This is a genomic window from Leucothrix arctica, from assembly GCF_003172895.1.
Taxonomy (GTDB): Bacteria; Pseudomonadota; Gammaproteobacteria; order Thiotrichales; family Thiotrichaceae; genus Leucothrix; species Leucothrix arctica.
In genome coordinates, this window is the sequence record NZ_QGKL01000042.1 from 233,831 (window position 1) to 249,641 (window position 15,811).

At 40.3% G+C, this 15,811-nt stretch carries 15 protein-coding genes; 9 read left to right on the forward strand and 6 right to left on the reverse strand.

The window, feature by feature from the left end; translation table 11 throughout:
• Positions 1–280 precede the first annotated feature (280 nt).
• Positions 281–1,276, forward strand: a complete 996-nt coding sequence (locus DKT75_RS18190) for a hypothetical protein (RefSeq protein WP_109825452.1) — start codon at positions 281–283, stop codon at positions 1,274–1,276.
• An 81-nt stretch (positions 1,277–1,357) separates the two neighbouring features.
• Here the strand turns inward: DKT75_RS18190 and DKT75_RS18195 are convergent, their stop codons facing one another.
• Positions 1,358–2,458 (reverse strand): GGDEF domain-containing protein, encoded by a 1,101-nt coding sequence (locus DKT75_RS18195; RefSeq protein WP_158278914.1) that lies wholly within the window; start codon positions 2,456–2,458, stop codon positions 1,358–1,360.
• A gap of 601 nt (positions 2,459–3,059) precedes the next feature.
• Here DKT75_RS18195 and DKT75_RS18200 point away from each other — a divergent pair.
• Positions 3,060–3,767: an SDR family NAD(P)-dependent oxidoreductase gene (locus tag DKT75_RS18200; protein WP_158278915.1), complete on the forward strand. Its 708-nt coding sequence runs from the start codon at positions 3,060–3,062 to the stop codon at positions 3,765–3,767.
• 243 nt (positions 3,768–4,010) lie between these two features.
• Positions 4,011–4,217, forward strand: a complete 207-nt coding sequence (locus tag DKT75_RS18205) for a cold-shock protein (protein ID WP_109825458.1) — start codon at positions 4,011–4,013, stop codon at positions 4,215–4,217.
• A 342-nt stretch (positions 4,218–4,559) separates the two neighbouring features.
• Here the strand turns inward: DKT75_RS18205 and DKT75_RS18210 are convergent, their stop codons facing one another.
• Complete coding sequence (locus DKT75_RS18210) at positions 4,560–5,354, reverse strand: FG-GAP repeat domain-containing protein (protein WP_109825460.1); 795 nt, start codon at positions 5,352–5,354, stop codon at positions 4,560–4,562.
• 247 nt (positions 5,355–5,601) lie between these two features.
• Between DKT75_RS18210 and DKT75_RS18215 the strand changes: the two genes are divergently transcribed.
• The 4 genes from DKT75_RS18215 (at position 5,602) to DKT75_RS18230 (ending at position 10,526) form a co-directional block, all read left to right on the forward strand.
• The gene (locus tag DKT75_RS18215; RefSeq protein ID WP_109825463.1) at positions 5,602–6,237 is read left to right on the forward strand and encodes an SOUL family heme-binding protein; all 636 of its coding nucleotides are present in this window, start codon (positions 5,602–5,604) and stop codon (positions 6,235–6,237) included.
• Positions 6,238–6,369: 132 nt separating this feature from the next.
• The gene (gene budA / locus DKT75_RS18220; protein WP_109825465.1) at positions 6,370–8,244 is read left to right on the forward strand and encodes an acetolactate decarboxylase; all 1,875 of its coding nucleotides are present in this window, start codon (positions 6,370–6,372) and stop codon (positions 8,242–8,244) included.
• Between the two features lie 401 nt (positions 8,245–8,645).
• On the forward strand, positions 8,646–9,905 hold the full coding sequence (locus DKT75_RS18225; protein WP_109825467.1) for an MFS transporter: 1,260 nt from the start codon (positions 8,646–8,648) through the stop codon (positions 9,903–9,905).
• A 54-nt stretch (positions 9,906–9,959) separates the two neighbouring features.
• Positions 9,960–10,526 (forward strand): DUF2238 domain-containing protein, encoded by a 567-nt coding sequence (locus DKT75_RS18230; protein ID WP_484167264.1) that lies wholly within the window; start codon positions 9,960–9,962, stop codon positions 10,524–10,526.
• A gap of 118 nt (positions 10,527–10,644) precedes the next feature.
• Here the strand turns inward: DKT75_RS18230 and DKT75_RS18235 are convergent, their stop codons facing one another.
• The 3 genes from DKT75_RS18235 to DKT75_RS18245 are packed head-to-tail and all read right to left on the reverse strand — an operon-like array spanning position 10,645 to position 13,520.
• Positions 10,645–11,265 carry a glutathione S-transferase family protein gene (locus DKT75_RS18235; protein ID WP_109825471.1) on the reverse strand — a complete coding sequence of 207 codons (621 nt, stop codon included), beginning with the start codon at positions 11,263–11,265 and terminating at the stop codon, positions 10,645–10,647.
• A gap of 18 nt (positions 11,266–11,283) precedes the next feature.
• Positions 11,284–12,327 (reverse strand): NADP-dependent oxidoreductase, encoded by a 1,044-nt coding sequence (locus DKT75_RS18240; protein WP_109825473.1) that lies wholly within the window; start codon positions 12,325–12,327, stop codon positions 11,284–11,286.
• Positions 12,328–12,362: 35 nt separating this feature from the next.
• A complete protein-coding gene (locus tag DKT75_RS18245) occupies positions 12,363–13,520 on the reverse strand; it encodes an iron-containing alcohol dehydrogenase (RefSeq protein WP_109825476.1) in 1,158 nt (385 codons plus the stop codon).
• Between the two features lie 119 nt (positions 13,521–13,639).
• Between DKT75_RS18245 and ohrR the strand changes: the two genes are divergently transcribed.
• Together ohrR and DKT75_RS18255 are read left to right on the forward strand one after the other, a co-directional pair.
• Positions 13,640–14,083, forward strand: a complete 444-nt coding sequence (ohrR, locus tag DKT75_RS18250) for a transcriptional regulator OhrR (protein ID WP_109825478.1) — start codon at positions 13,640–13,642, stop codon at positions 14,081–14,083.
• 58 nt (positions 14,084–14,141) lie between these two features.
• On the forward strand, positions 14,142–14,612 hold the full coding sequence (locus DKT75_RS18255; protein ID WP_109825480.1) for a Dps family protein: 471 nt from the start codon (positions 14,142–14,144) through the stop codon (positions 14,610–14,612).
• Positions 14,613–14,755: 143 nt separating this feature from the next.
• On the opposite strand, the gene DKT75_RS18260 is transcribed toward DKT75_RS18255, so the two are convergent.
• A complete protein-coding gene (locus DKT75_RS18260; RefSeq protein ID WP_109825482.1) occupies positions 14,756–15,769 on the reverse strand; it encodes a LacI family DNA-binding transcriptional regulator in 1,014 nt (337 codons plus the stop codon).
• Positions 15,770–15,811 lie beyond the last annotated feature (42 nt).

Sequence of the window (15,811 nt, forward strand, 5' to 3'; positions counted from 1 at the left end):
GGATTCTAACGGGAACAAGCGAATATTGGTATGGCTACTATGAAAAAGACGTGTGCTATTAAAGCGAGCAGGGGATTTATGACGTTGAGAGTCAGCATTGTTGTTTAAACAATATATGTCATTGAAGCATAATAAAAGGAAACATGTATGGAGTAAGTGGTAAATAATAAAGCTTATTTACAATATAATTAAAACTTTAGCCTTGAGATTAATTGTTTAAGACGTATTGATGTTAATCAATGTTGATATGCTTAAAATGAATACTAATCAAGGAGGGTAAATGGAAAAAATTAGCACGATGCTAGCCAAAATGCGTAGTCTTAAGTCGGCGACAATGTCTGCGCACGAGTCACGAGATATTTATTTCAAAACTTTATTTGCTGACCCATATGGGTTTAAGAATAAAACATACGACTGGGGAGGCGAGAACACCTTTATCTATTTTGCTTTGGTGGTTTACAGCTTGGGTGTTGCAACGCTGTTAACACTTGAAGCGAAGGGTATTATTCCAACCATAAACCCGCTTATATACTTGGCTTTTCTCTTCGCGGTATTCATTGAGTTATTAGGAAAAGTCGTTTTCTCATGGTGTATCCACCGATTTAAAATTAAGATTAATTACGTTAGAAAACTCGCCTTACGACCTTGGCGAAAGCTAAAGATTTACGTGATTACATTATTCTTTGTGGTTGGTGGCAAAGATGCGGTCCATATCATCTGCATGTTGTTCTTTCTAGATCAGCTTAAAACCATTTTTACGGAGTGGAATGTCATTAGACGAAAGCTGCCTATTTTGGCATACGCTTTTGTGGCTTGGGACCGTATAGAAGATAGGCCTTACACGCTGCGTTATGACATGCTTGAGGATATTCTAAGATTCGTCGTTTATCTTCCGTTTATCATTATATTCGGTAAAGCTTCAATCATCATAATGATTCCTAACCTTATCAATGAGTTTGGTGATGGTTTGGCAGAGCCTGTTGGTCTGCGCTTTGGACGCCACAAATACCGTACTCGTTCCCTATGGTATGACGGCAAATTCTGGAATGGTGACTTCCAGCGAAGCTTAGAAGGAAGTGCAATGGTTTACATCATATCTATTGCAGTTTTACTGCTTTATCATGACCTATTCACAAGTACTCAGCTAATCGTTTCATTGGTATTCTTGCCGATCATTATGACTGTAGCCGAAGCATTCAGCCCACATACTAATGATGGGCCAATGTTAGCGTTAACAGGATGTTCTTTCCTGTGGGTGACCCTGAACTATGTGTGACTAACTAGCGTGGTAGGGTTAGCGCCAAAGCCGACCCTACCTAAAATGATTTACATTATGCATTACTGTTTATCTATCTAGCTATGCACGCTTTGATTCGAAGGGTATGGGCCCATTGAGTGATTCATTCTCTCGTTTTATGGCTTTCTTCATTTTTTTATTCAAATACATTGAGCTGTCTGCAGTATTTAGTAAGCTCTGCAAGTTGTTACCATCATCAGGGTAGATAGCAATTCCACAGCTCACACCGACCTGGTGGCTGGTCTGATTGATTTGAATTGGCTTGCAGATATTCTCAGTTAGACGCTCTATTAACTGGTGTATCTGTGACAGATCATGAATATTTTTTCCTATCAAAAGAATAACAAACTCATCACCTCCCATACGGACCGCGAGATCCCTATTGTGAATGTTGTTTTGAATGCGAGATGCGATGGTACATAGCACTTGATCACCATCGTCGTGGCCGAAGATATCATTAATTTGCTTAAAATCATCTAGGTCAGCATAGATCAACGCAATCGCTTCATTAGTGTTTGAATTGACTCTTTTTTCAAACTCTTCAAAGAGACTCAGCCTGTTATTTAAGCCAGTTAATGGGTCTTGCATCGCTTTTCTGATCGCTGTCTTTTCAGATCTAAACATACGACGTTTAAATTGAATAATAACGATGCTTGCGAGTGCAAGATTAATGAATAGCGTTGAAACAATACAAAGAATGATCCCAGCCATTGCTAGTGATTCAATAGGGCGCAGAATGGGGTAGTCTAGTGCATGAATGCCGCAGATAAACAGCACAGAAATAACTAACCAATCAGCCTTATCTTTAGTCGTCTTTGACTTATAAAACAACCAAGCCGTTGAAAGTAAAAATGTACCTACGGTTACCGCAGTTGTAAGGGCGGCTGGCAGAAAGTCAGGTTGAATAAAGCTGTAATAAATGACTAGGGCAGTGGCGACTACATTGATTAGTAAAATGATCTTTTGGTAGACTTTTTTTCTAAGCCAAAGACAACTTCCTATAAATAAAAATGAAGACCACGAAATGAGGCTAATATTATATAGAGCTTCTCCTTGGGACGGATTTCCAAGATGCCCATAAACCAGTAGTGAGCAATAGCCAACAGTGCCCGCCATAGAAGACAGTCCCCACCAACTAATGCCTTTTTGAACTCTAGGCATAGTTTGAGTCAGCGCAAAAAAAATGGCTGATATAATGTGGCAGGTTGTCCCTACCAGTAATATTGACGTGAAGAGTAATGGCATAATTTTTTTATTTTTTGGCCAGTCTAGAGCAGCAAAATAAACATTTGGTGCCTAGAGTTACATGCGAAAACGCACTTTATTTGACATAACTGTACTAAAATTAAACACGCTCATCAAATCCTTTTATCTGAAAAATACATTTAGAATCATATGCTTAATAAATAACACCTGTGCCCGACATTTGTTTTTGAATAACTTAATGTATTAATGGATATTATTTATTCAATTATATCTAATATACTGCTAAAAATTAGTTTTTTTTAGCCATTGACCCAGGTTTGTCAAAATATTTATGACGTCGGTTGATGACAGATAATGAAAAGTGCGAATCACATTTTACCATTTGTCAGCGCTGGACCCGTGATTGGAGTACTTACTGCTGCTTATATGTCATCTGAATGACTCTAAAAATTACGCTGTATTCGCTATCTATACAGCATAGAAGGTCATGCTTCATTTTAATATGATGAGTTCTTATACTAAGGGAGCACCTAATTACTTAATGAGGAAAACAAAAATGAAGTTAGTCATAATTACTGGAGGTTCTAAGGGCTTAGGTGAAGCTCTTGTTAAAGAGTATGCATCTGAGAAGGAATGGCATGTAGTTGAACTGTCACGTTCTGGTTCATCAAAACACAGTATTCAATGTGACTTTTCTGATGTGAAATCCATTGAGCGACTCAGCCAGTCGTTGTTTACTGAGTTAATTCGAGACGAGTGGGATGAGGTTATCTATATTAATAATGCGGGTGACTTAAAACCGATCTCTTTAATAGCTGGCCTTGATGTGTCCCAAATAGAAAGAAGCATTGCAATAAACCAAGTGTCACCTTTTATTTTACTTTCTGCCTTTATGTCTGGCTTTAGAGCTTATGAAGGTCGTAAGACAATTGTGAATATTTCGTCGGGAGCAGCGCTAAAAGGTTATGCAGGTTGGTCTCTCTATTGTGCGTCAAAGGCAGCGGTTGATAATTTTATCAATGCAGCAGCCGTTGAAGAAGTCTTTCAAGACTTCCCTTTTATAGCGGTGAATTATGAGCCCGGTGTTATAGATACATCGATGCAAGCTGAAATACGTCGCTCAGATGTGAGAAATTTTCCTGCAAAGGCACGTTTCATTGAGTTGAAAGAGAGTGGAAATCTGCGAACCGCTGAGTCTGTCGCGACGGATTTAGTCCAAAAAATAAAGAGCGGAATGGTCAATCAGACTCGTTATTCTGTCTAATAGTTTGAAAATAAGGCCAAGTAATGAGGTTTCACTAAGAAAATCCTCGGGGTTCCAAATCTTATTTTACTTGTAAGTATGAGGCTGACTGTGGGTTTACCTAGTTTTTCTAGACTAATTTAAGATTTTGTCTTTCATTTAGTGGACATTCTCATTATTCATATATGTATAACACGCAAAAATCTGGTAAAATGTCCCTGAACAAAAAGTTTTGTTCAATTATATTTAATTAGGAAAGAAAAAATGAGTACTGGTACAGTTAAGTGGTTTGATGCAGCTAAAGGTTTTGGTTTTATTACTCCTGATGACGGAAGCAAAGATCTTTTCGTTCATCACTCTGAAATCCAAAGTGGTGGCGACTATGCTACTCTTGCAGATGGTCAGAAGGTAGAGTTTGAAGTTGGACAAGGTCAGAAAGGTCCATGTGCAAATAAAGTAGTTGCTGTATAATTACATCATTTAAAGCCGTTTTTTCAATTTACGGCGGCTAAGAATGTATTTTCAGTGGGAGCTTACTCCGGTAGCTCCCACTGATTATAGATTAAGCCTTTTGTTACATCCTCACGCTATTAGTAATCCCTTTACTATGGCTGCAAATTTCAAAAATAGACCCTCAAAGTAAATTAAGCGTTGCTCCTTGTCCCAAGGTATAACGAACGCTACTTTCAAGACCTTATTTTCTAAGCACTATTACTTTCAGCAGTGATGACTTTCTTAGAAAGACTACTTGCAATCATTCTTACCAAGAAATCTAGCTTAGCCGAGCGTCTGTTTAGACGTAAAATATAGCGGTTACTGGCAATTTAACGCAGCGGCGGCACTGGCTTTTCCAGTGTAAGGACCAATATCCTGACTGTTTAACTTACCGCTTTCAAAGTTAGTTTTTATGAGTCTTTGCCAATTAGAATCTACCGTTATCATGAATGATTTATTACCACAGCGTTGAACGCCACCCGTAATGTAATTGTGACCAATACTGTGATTGGTTAAGCCTTGTTTCTGTCCTACTTGCTTTAAACTTCCGTTATTGTAGCTCCATACTCTCAATATTTTTGCTAGGTGTGGACGGTCAATATAAGCAATGTCCATCGCACCATCATTATTAAAGTCAGCAATACCTACCGGAGATAGCCAACGATAAGCTTGTCCAATATAAGGTGTGCTAGTTATAAGTGATAGTGTATTTGGAGCTGCTTTGGTGATTCCATAAACAGCTATTTGAGCACCTTTTTGATTATGACTACGTATAGTAATGATTTCATTTTGCCCATCACCATCGATGTCAGCCAAGCGCGGTTGAATGTCTTCAAACACCTGTACTGCTTCAAGAGTGATGGATACAACCTTACCATTCGCTGTTTTTGCGTGGAGCGAGCTGGGTTCAATCGCATCACCCAATACACCATGTGCATAACGTGTCGTTGCATCGTCATACCAAGCAGTTTTAATGCCACTTTTGGCGGCTTTAGCGCTAATGACTGAGCTTGGAAAATCAGTTTTAGGTAATGCGTCAGCTGCTAGTAGCGGAGCGCTGAGTACACAAATTGTTACTGCTAATACGCTTGATATGTAAAGTGAATTTTTCATAGGTGTATTTTGTAGTCTGTGTGAATTATAAGTAATTACGCGTTATTGCTTTGTTTAGATGTAATTATTTAGGCTGAGCAAAATACTTAACATAAGTGACAAATAAGAATTATCGTATATTCACGTTAAGTAACTATAACTTTAACTAGTGTAATTAGACAAAACTTGTGAACTTCGGACATTGGCTAATGACTAAATTTTTAATACAGTTAAGAAAAATAATTATAAAAATTTAGGGATAGCATTAATGACGCATGTTAAGCAGTTTTTGTTAGCAATGCTTATAGTAACGATAGGAGCAAGTAAAGCAATGGCGACTGAAGAAGCGATGTATAGAACAGTGCTAAAAGATAAAGGTTTTGAGGTGCGCTTGTATGAGCCTCATATTGTTGCTGAAACGATAGTTGAGGGTGATTTTTCTGGTGCCGGTAGTAAGTCATTCAATCGACTGTTTAAGTATATTTCTGGTAGTAACAACTCCCGTCAAAAAATCAGTATGACTTCGCCAGTGAGTCAAGCAGCAGAAAGCGAAAAGATTAGTATGACGTCGCCAGTAGGCCAGCAGAAAGAAGCTGATGGCCGTTGGGCGGTAAGTTTTATGATGCCGGCCTCTTTTACAATGGCAACTTTGCCGGAGCCAAAAGATCCCTTAGTTATATTGAAACAAGTACCTGAGCGATACATTGCGACTGTGCGTTACTCAGGACGATGGAGTGAAGAGCGTTACCTTTACTTTAAGGGAAAATTAGATGCTTGGATTAAAGTAAATAACTTAATAGTAGAGGGAGAGCCAACCTGGGCTCGTTATGATCCTCCATTTAAACCGTGGTTCATGAGACGTAATGAAGTGCTAGTACCAATAGTAAAGCCTAAGCTTAAGTAGTTGCTGGACGTTAAGACTGCTACGTAGTTTTCACAGTTTGATTAGGTACATGTCCTAATGTCTTTCGCTCTTCAAACATTATTATAATTGATCTTCAATACTGAAATTTTATTTAGATATGAGGTGAATGTTATGAGTGAGGCAATAGAAAAGAAAAAATTTCCCGAAATAGGGATTTGGAAGTTCTTAAACGAAATCCCCGCCGGCACAATGTTCATTCCATTGGTCATAAGTGCCATCATCGTAACAATGAGCATACATAGTGGTCTAGGAATGTCTTTGTGGGATTACTTAGGTGATCCGATGAAGAGTTTGTTTGGCCCTTCTGGCCAGATGCTTGTTATTGGACTTATGTTGTTCTGCACAGGAACAATGATCACTGGTCATGATTTTATTGAAATAGGTGAGCGAGGTATTTGGATTATTCTCGCTAGATTGATACCCGCTTATGCGATCAGTGCTTTTGTATTTGTTTACTTTGGCCCTAATGGTTTTGCAGGAATCGATGCTATTACTTTAGCTTGTTGCTTAACCTCAGCCAATGCTGCTTTATACATGGGAATCATTCAGCCTTATGCAGATGATGCAGATAGGGGAACATTTCCCATTATGCTGATTTTTTCAATGCCTCTATTGCCTTTCATATTTCTATCTTACTACGGTAGCGGCGGTGGAGATGCAACTAGTCAGATAATGCAAGTATTCTCATTATTGATTCCATTTTTGCTAGGTATTTTGTTGGGTAATCTTGACCCAAAAATCAAACAAGTATTCAAAGGTGGGAACACCATTCTACTACCATTTCTTGGGTTCCAATTTGGATCAACGATCGATTTAGTTAAGGCATTTCAGGGAGAAATCATCCTTGTGGCTGTTCTACTTACAGGTATTTACTGGGCAGTAACTATTATTATCCCGTTTATTGTTGGTCGGTATATCCTAAAGCGGCCAGGTTATGCCTCAATGGGATCTACAGCATTAGCAGGTGTTTCATTAATACTTCCAGCGATGGTTGCGTCATTCACATTTGATGGCCAGCTTGGGTCAGACATTTCAGCAAATACAGTTTCAATTCTGGCTTTTGTCTTATTGATTACTAACATTTTATCACCATTCTTCACTAAATGGACGATGAACTCGTATTTCAAGCATCATAAGGCTGATGCACAACGCGTCTTTTCTGTCACTCATCCAGAATTGTTATCAGCCGTCTATGATGAAAATGGGAATTATAGAAACCATCATCATAATCATGACATATTCAGAAAAATATTCCGTAAAAGATCGCATAATGAGGGCGATACCTTAGTACAAGTTTCAACGTTGAATGCCCTAATGGAGGGTGATTACAGAGGAAGTAAAACGGTTAAAGAGATTTTAAAAGATACTGATACAGGTGTTGGTACATACAATGGGCTTGATGGTGAAGCAATCATTTATAAGGGTCATGCTTACGTGGGTAGAGCGACCGGTGAAGTGACTGAAATGGGCCCAGAAGAAACATTCGCATTTTCGTGTACGACAAGGTTTGACGAAAGTGTTGATGAAGGGGAAATTTCCTTTGATTCAATTGAGGATTTAAAAGCTAAACTTGAGACATATCTCGACTCACATAACTACTTCTTTATGATTAAAATGGAAGGCCAGTTCAACGTTAGAATAAGAAGCTGCTTCAAACAAAAAGAACCTTATGAGCCACTATATAAGGTAGCAACTGATCAAAGAGAGTTTGAATATAATGAGATTGAAGGTGCTGTAGTTGGTATCTTTTCACCAAACTACGTTGAAGGTATGAATCTTCCTGGATGGCACATTCATTTCTTATCGAGAGATCTTAAAAAAGGTGGTCATATTCTAAAGGTTGCTGGTAACAATATTAAAATCAAGGTTAACAAGCTTCAGGCTTGGAAGGTACTGATGCCAGAAGATCCAGACTTTAGTAAGTGGAACTTGAAAGAAGATTTACAGGCAAAAACAGAAGCAGTTGAAGGTGCTACAAAGAAATAACCTTAAGTGTAAAATATCCCATATCAAAGGGGGGTAGCATGGCCTGATACTAGCTAGTAATTATAATGAAACCTCTTAAGAACATTATAACTGCCGAGCAGTATTGGGCCATTTTATTAGTTAGCCTAATCGTTAAATTTCAGTGTTTTATGTAAACCAAAAAATAATGTCCTACTCATTATATTAATCAGTTTGTTCGACTATTTAGGAGCATCTATAAGCTTTTCTATGGTTATAAAATTGTATAAATAAACAAAGCTTTCCTAAGCAATTTTAAGGCACTATGAGAGGCTGTTTCAGCCTTTAAATCACGCACCATTTTTAGTGATTATTTTTATTGGTTTTAATCATATTCGGTGCGAGAATGCGCCTTTTTTCCTAGCGACATCAGGTTTATCTCTATGTTAAGCAACGTATTAAAAACAACATGGCCTTTGTTTTTAGGTCTCGCATTTCTTATGTTAGGAAATGGTCTGCAAGGTACCTTAGTCAGTTGGCGTGCTAACTTTGAAGGCTTTAGCTCAAGCACAACCGGTTGGATCATGACCGCGTTTTATATCGGCTTTTTGGCTGGGTCTATGTACACCGGTAAGCTGATTAGAGAAGTAGGGCATATACGGGTTTTTGCTGCATTAGCATCGTTGGCATCTACAGCGGTACTAGTACAAATATTGTTTATCGACCCATTTGCTTGGTTAGTCATGCGATTGGTAACGGGCTTTTGTTTTGCGGGTGTTTACGTCGTTGTTGAAAGCTGGCTAAATGCACGCTCTGATAATGAATCACGAGGTAGAATTCTATCTATTTACATGATTGTTTCGTATGCCGGTTTGGCGGGCGGACAGTTACTGTTTAAAGTCGCTGACCCTACCTCTGTAAGCCTATTCTTACTCTCATCTATTTTGCTATCTATCGCTCTTATTCCACTATTAATAAGTCGTGTAACTGCACCGATAGAAGAAGAAAGCGAGAATATGAGTGTTATCCAATTAATCAAAATATCCCCAACAGGTGTAATGAGCATGACACTGACCTCTATGGCAACGGGAGTTGTGTTAGGAATGGGTGCGGTATATGCCGCAAACTCGGGGATGAGTATTTCACAAACTGCGGTATTCATGAGTGTGTTTATCGCGATGGGTGCGTTGGCTCAGTGGCCTGTAGGTTGGGTGTCAGATAACTTTGATCGTCGTTTAGTGATATTTGGACTATGCGTCGTAGCATCATGTTTAAGCGTCATACTTTATCAAATGGATCCGAAGTCGACATACTTTGTGATGCTGTTTGGATTATTTGGAGCTGCTGCTTTACCTATCTATTCTTTAAGTGTTGCGCACACTAATGACCGTTTGAAGCCTCAGCAAATGACCAGCGCTAGTAGTACTATGGTGTTGTTTTCTGGTATCGGCGCAGCAGCAGGACCGATCACCGTAGGTTACTTATTGAACGCCTATGGGAACAGTATGTTTCTTGTGTATCTGGGCGGGATTCACTTCATTTTAGGTGCAGCTGTTTTGTATCAAATATCACAACGAAAAGCAGTGCCAGACGAGTTCCAAGTGGATCATCAACTTATGTCTTCTCGTGTGACGGCTATTGCACTTGAAGCGGTTGCATTAGATGCAGAAGAGTCATGGAAGGCAGATGAAGAAGCAAAATAATAGGCGTAGAATAAAAGACCAACATCAGGAGTATTAACTATTAAATATCTTTGGATAGTCCTATTTTTTGCCGCGTTAATTTGGTCGGGTATCGCCCCTAAAGATTACCCGACTTGGTTGCTTGAAGTAATTCCAGCGATCATCGGGTTAGTGGTCATGGCGTTTACCTACAACTCGTTTAGGTTAACGCCAGTGCTATACAGCTTTATTCTAATCCATTGCATCATACTGATGGTCGGTGGACACTACACCTACGCTGAGGTGCCATTATTTGACGGCTTGTTTGGTTTTGAGCGTAACAACTACGACAAGCTTGGACACTTTGCTCAGGGTTTTGTACCCGCGTTACTAGCAAGAGAAATACTGATTCGTAAGTCGATTGTTAACGGTAAGCGTTGGTTAACGTTTATTGTTATTTCTATCTGTCTAGCGTTCAGTGCTTTCTATGAAATGATCGAGTGGTGGGTTGCGCTATCGACAGGAGAGGGGGCGGTTGCCTTCTTAGGTACACAAGGTTATATCTGGGATACACAGTCGGATATGTTTGCTGCTTTAATCGGGGCGTATTGTGCAGTGCTGTTTCTGGCAAAACTTCATGATAAACAGATCAAAGCGCTTTAGCTTTACCCAGTACCAAAGTGATTAATTCATCATAAATAAAAAAACCAGTGACTAGCATATTTACGCTAATCACTGGCTCTTGTGTTACAAGCAAGAATTAAACAATCGGTTACTCAACTTATTCGTCCAACGCCTTTTCTTTCTGCTCAGCTATCTTAAACGCTTCATGTGTTGCCAACGTTTTGCCATAGCGTTCGATATTAGGGTAAGCCGCTAGTTCGTCACCACGTGCAACGATCTCCACAATGAATGACATCATGATATCTGCGCCGCTTAACTGCTCACCAACCAGATATGTTTTACCTTCCAGCTGATCATTAAAATAACTGACTACATCCTTCACCTCTTGATCGACATAGCCTGCCAAGAAGTTTGTTTCGCAACCGTCCATTTTAATATACATGCGCATTAATAATGGCAAAATACACGAGCTTTCCGCATAATGAAGCCACTGTAAATAGTCGATGTAATCATCACTATCTACCGCAGGTGTTAATCGTCCAGCACCATAACGTGCAATCAAATACTCAGTTATCGCCCCAGACTCGATAATTGACTTACCATTATCTTCAAGTACAGGTGCTTTGCCTAAAGCATGCACCGCACGCAACTCTGGAGGCGACAGAGAGGTCTTTGCATCGCGCTGGTAAGCACGGAGTTCATACTTAAGACCTAGTTCCTCTAAAAGCCAAATAATCCGCTTAGATCTAGATTTGTTTAGATGATGTAAAATAATCATAGCTGAATCCACTCTTTATTAAGCTTGCTCGTCGTCACCGATACGAATCACTAGTTTACCGAAGTTTTCACCTTCAAGAAGACCCATGAATGCTTGTGGTGCGTTCTCCAAACCATCTACCAATTGCTCACGGTATTTGATTTTTCCTTGCGCTAACCAAGTCGTCATATCTTTAGCAAAGGTTGGGTACTCACTGGCGTAATCATCAAAGATAATGAAACCACGCACAGTAATACGCTTAACTAATATAAGACCCATTAGTTGAGACAAACGATCAGGGCCAGCGTTAGCTTCTGTCAGGTTATACTGAGACACCAAACCACATAACGGAATACGCGCGCCTGTGTTTAGTAACGGCATAACACCATCAAACACTTTACCACCGACGTTTTCAAAGTAGATGTCGATACCTTTAGGGCATGCTGCTGCTAACTGCTCAGCGAAGTCATCTGCTTTATGATCGATACACGCATCAAAGCCTAAAACGTCTACTGCGTATTGGCACTTCTCAGCACCACCGGCAACACCAACCACGTGACAGCCTTTGATTTTACCAATTTGTCCTACAGTTGATCCCACTGGGCCAGTCGCTGCTGCTACCACGAGTGTGTCGCCTGCTTTTGGCTTACCGATATCTAGTAGACCCATGTAAGCAGTAAAGCCAGGCATACCCATAATGCCAAGCGCGTAAGATGGTTTTACTGGGTTATCACCTAACTTAGTTAGGCCTTCACCCGTAGACACGACATAGTCCTGCCATCCAGCAAAAGACAGTACCCACTCTCCCACTTTAAACTCATTATTTTGTGATGCTTCAACACGCGAAACAGTTCCACCTAGCATTGGTTCACCGATTTCTAGTGGTACAGCATATGACTCAGATGCACTCATGCGACCACGCATGTAAGGGTCAAGGGATAGGTAGATGGTACGGAGTAAAACCTCACCATCTTTTATCTTAGGAATAGCGCTTTCAGCGAGTTTGAAATCACTATCAACAGGTGCGCCATGTGGGCGAGCAGCCAATTGAATTTGACGGTTTGTAGCATTTGTCTGTGACATAATTATTCTCGATACAATGTGTTTACAGGCTGGGTTTAAAGTGCATCAACTAAGATACGACGGCTAACGTCTGGAGTAATGTTTCCATGCTCACCTAGCGTTACCATTCCGTGCTTTTCTAATTGCTTCACGACTGCATCAATCACTTCTTCACCAAGGTCATAACCACTCAAACGCGTCGAAATGCCAAGGCTTTCAAAGAAGTTGCGGGTCGCGTCAATCGTTTGGTCTATGCGCGCTTCTTCAGTTCCTTCAGTGATATTCCATACTCGCTCACCAAATTGCAGTAATTTTTCTGCTTTGTCTTTACGCTGCACGTTAAGTAATGATGGCAACACGATAGCCAATGTTCTAGCGTGATCAATGTTATATAGCGCGGTTAGCTCATGACCAATCATGTGTGTTGCCCAGTCATGTCTAACACCAGTACCCACCATACCGCCTAGTGCGACTGACGCAGACCACATTAGGTTTGCGCTAAGGTCATAGTTTTTCTGGTCAGCTAGTATTTTAGGGCCAATCCCGACTAACGTTTGCAATAAACCTTCAGCCAAACGATCTTGCACCATTGCATTTTGTGGGAACGTTAGGTACTGCTCAATCACGTGAACAAACGCATCTGCAACACCATTCGCTACTTGACGCTCAGGCAAGGTGTAAACCTTAGTCGGGTCTAAGATAGAGAACTTTGGAAATACCAAAGGGTGCATAAACGGAAGTTTGTCGTTTGTTGCTCTGCGCGTCACTACTGAGCCACTGTTCATTTCAGAACCAGTAGCAGGAAGCGTAAGTACCGTACCAAAAGGCAGGGCGCTCTTAATGTGCTGACCACCTGTTAGTAGAATATCCCAAGGCTCGCCTTCATAAGGTACTGCTGCTGCAACAAATTTAGTGCCGTCAATGACTGAACCACCGCCCACTGCTAGTAGGTAATCAATGTCTTTTGATCGGATTAGTTCTACTGCTTTCATCAGTGTTTCATAAGTAGGATTTGGCTCGATACCGCCAAACTCAGACACTGCACGATCACCTAAGCTTGCTCTTACTTCGTCTAATGTGCCTGTTTTTTCAGCGCTACTTCCACCGAAAAGAATCATCACTTTAGCATCAGCTGGAACGACGTCGTTTAGCTGTGAGACTGTTTCTCTTCCAAAAATGATACGTGTTGGGTTACAAAAATCGAAGTTGTTCATAATGCTCCTTGATGGTATTATTAAGTTGTACACAATCTAATTGTGGAAAATGTTAACGCGTGATTGACAGTATCGTCAAGTGAATTGTGCGCAATGTATTTTTTTGGAAGGTTTTATCTATGACTGCGATTACTAACGAATGCTTGAAAGTAGATAAGCAATTATGTTTCTCTATATACAAGCTATCCAACGCGATTATTCGTTCTTATCGTCCGTTGTTAAAGACGTTAGATCTGACGTATTTACAATACATTGTGATGATGGTGCTGTGGGAGCATGAGCAAGTTACGGTTAAGGAGATTGGTGAAAAGCTGACCCTAGACTCCGGCACATTGACACCCTTGTTAAAGCGACTTGACGCTAAAGGATTAATATCTCGAACTCGTTGCACTAATGACGAGCGAGTACGAAACATTTGTTTGACTGCAGAAGGGCTGAAGCTTAGAGAGTTAGCTCTCACCGTACCAGAGAAAATGCAGTGTCAAACAGGGATGGGTTATGAGGAGTTGGCAGCGGTTAAAAAAGGTTGTGACCAGCTGTTAACAAGTCTTAACGAGTCTTAATAGACGATTATTTGATTTAAACTTAATTACATACACTAAAAAAATACGAGGCAATAAAATGACTGACGTGGATATTGGTATTAGCAAAGAAAACAGATTAGAAATTGCTGAAGGTTTGAAGCGGTTACTAGCTGATTCTTACACGCTGTACCTACAAACACATAACTTCCACTGGAATGTTACTGGTATGCAGTTCCGTGAATTGCACCTAATGTTTGAAGAGCATTACACTGAAATGGCGATTGCGGTTGATGATATTGCTGAGCGTATTCGTACACTAGATGTTGCAGCTCCGGGTACTTACAAAGAGTTCGCTAAGCTGAGCTCTATTGAAGAAGTAGAAGGTGTTCCATCTTCAACGGACATGGTTAAGCTTCTCACGAAAGGTCACGAGCAAGTCATCAAGACGTCTCGTGATGTGTTGAAAGTTGCACAAGCAGCTGATGATGAGTCAACCGCGTCACTAGTTTCTGATCGTATGCGTATTCACGAGAAGACAGCCTGGATGTTGAGAGCAACACAGAAGTAAATAATAAGATGGACTCACTAAGTCACGCTAAATGCTTTGCGCAATGCAATTGAAGTTAGCGTTATATAACCAGTGAGTATCTACTCGATACTGATGGCCCCTGATTGGGCTGTCAGTGTACGAGTCATTTCACTTATGTAAAGCTATTTGCTAGGTGCCGAACAAGATTCTCTTTCGATTAAGCGACAAGGTTGTACAGATCGTTTGACTGTAGTGTCTTCTTTTACAATGCTTTCTATTACCATTTTTGCTGCCACGACTCCCATTTCATGAGGGTTCTGAGTAATAACAGTGATAGGTACTTTGAAGTGCTCAACCATCGGTATTTCATCAAAACCGACGAGGGATACATCTGTCGGTATATTAACATCAAGCTGCTTAAACTTTTTTAGTAGCAGTCTAGTCATAGCAAGGTATAAAGAAACGAATGCCGTTGGAGGGTTATCCATATTCAAGACGTCTTCGACAGGGACACTTAAGCCTTTATCTCGATACCATACTTGAATCAGGTTTTGATCAAAAGGCAGGCCGTATTTTTCTAAAGCCTCTTTGTATCCTTTTATGCGATTTTGTCGAGAGAGGGATGATTCAAAGTCTAGAGTGTATAAGGCAATTCTTTTATGGCCCAGTTTTATTAAGTGCTCAGTTGCATCAAATGCGCCTTGTCTGTTGTCGGCTACAACAATACTTGCGTCAAGGTCTTCATATTCTAGGTGCATCATCACCACAGGAAAGCCCGCTTTGATTTCTTTGCTGATTACATCGCTGTTTTTGCCAGATGAAGCGATGATAATACCATCAACACGCATTTGTCGTAGCTTGGTTAATGACTGCTTTTCTGTCTCTGGGTCATAGTCTGTATTGTAAATGAGTACGTCGTACTTAGATTTTTTACAATAGTCGTCGATACCGCGAATAACCTTGCTCGTAAAATGTCCGGTGATATCACGGACGATGACACCAATCGTATTGGTGCTGTTACTTTTAAGGCTACGCGCGATATGACTGGGGGTATAGTTCAAATCTTCTATGGTTTTCTTAATCCGTTCTCGTGTCTCAACGGACATACGAGCGAAGCGCCCATTTAAGTAGTGCGATATAGTGCTTTTGGACACACCTGCTTGATTGGCAACATCTAGAATACGAATTTTTTTCATCCGCGTACTTTACCTTATTTTTACTTTTGTTGGTAATTAAAG

Bases quoted from the DNA above. Each gene is read 5' to 3' on its own strand.
- ohrR (WP_109825478.1), top strand. From the start codon at position 13,640: ATGACTGCGATTACTAACGAATGCTTGAAAGTAGATAAGCAATTATGT.
- DKT75_RS18200 (WP_158278915.1), top strand. From the start codon at position 3,060: ATGAAGTTAGTCATAATTACTGGAGGTTCTAAGGGCTTAGGTGAAGCT.
- DKT75_RS18245 (WP_109825476.1), bottom strand. From the start codon at position 13,520: ATGAACAACTTCGATTTTTGTAACCCAACACGTATCATTTTTGGAAGA.
- budA (WP_109825465.1), top strand. From the start codon at position 6,370: ATGAGTGAGGCAATAGAAAAGAAAAAATTTCCCGAAATAGGGATTTGG.
- DKT75_RS18225 (WP_109825467.1), top strand. From the start codon at position 8,646: ATGTTAAGCAACGTATTAAAAACAACATGGCCTTTGTTTTTAGGTCTC.
- DKT75_RS18260 (WP_109825482.1), bottom strand. From the start codon at position 15,769: ATGAAAAAAATTCGTATTCTAGATGTTGCCAATCAAGCAGGTGTGTCC.
- DKT75_RS18215 (WP_109825463.1), top strand. From the start codon at position 5,602: ATGACGCATGTTAAGCAGTTTTTGTTAGCAATGCTTATAGTAACGATA.
- DKT75_RS18255 (WP_109825480.1), top strand. From the start codon at position 14,142: ATGACTGACGTGGATATTGGTATTAGCAAAGAAAACAGATTAGAAATT.
- DKT75_RS18195 (WP_158278914.1), bottom strand. From the start codon at position 2,458: ATGCCTAGAGTTCAAAAAGGCATTAGTTGGTGGGGACTGTCTTCTATG.
- DKT75_RS18210 (WP_109825460.1), bottom strand. From the start codon at position 5,354: ATGAAAAATTCACTTTACATATCAAGCGTATTAGCAGTAACAATTTGT.
- DKT75_RS18240 (WP_109825473.1), bottom strand. From the start codon at position 12,327: ATGTCACAGACAAATGCTACAAACCGTCAAATTCAATTGGCTGCTCGC.
- DKT75_RS18190 (WP_109825452.1), top strand. From the start codon at position 281: ATGGAAAAAATTAGCACGATGCTAGCCAAAATGCGTAGTCTTAAGTCG.
- DKT75_RS18235 (WP_109825471.1), bottom strand. From the start codon at position 11,265: ATGATTATTTTACATCATCTAAACAAATCTAGATCTAAGCGGATTATT.
- DKT75_RS18205 (WP_109825458.1), top strand. From the start codon at position 4,011: ATGAGTACTGGTACAGTTAAGTGGTTTGATGCAGCTAAAGGTTTTGGT.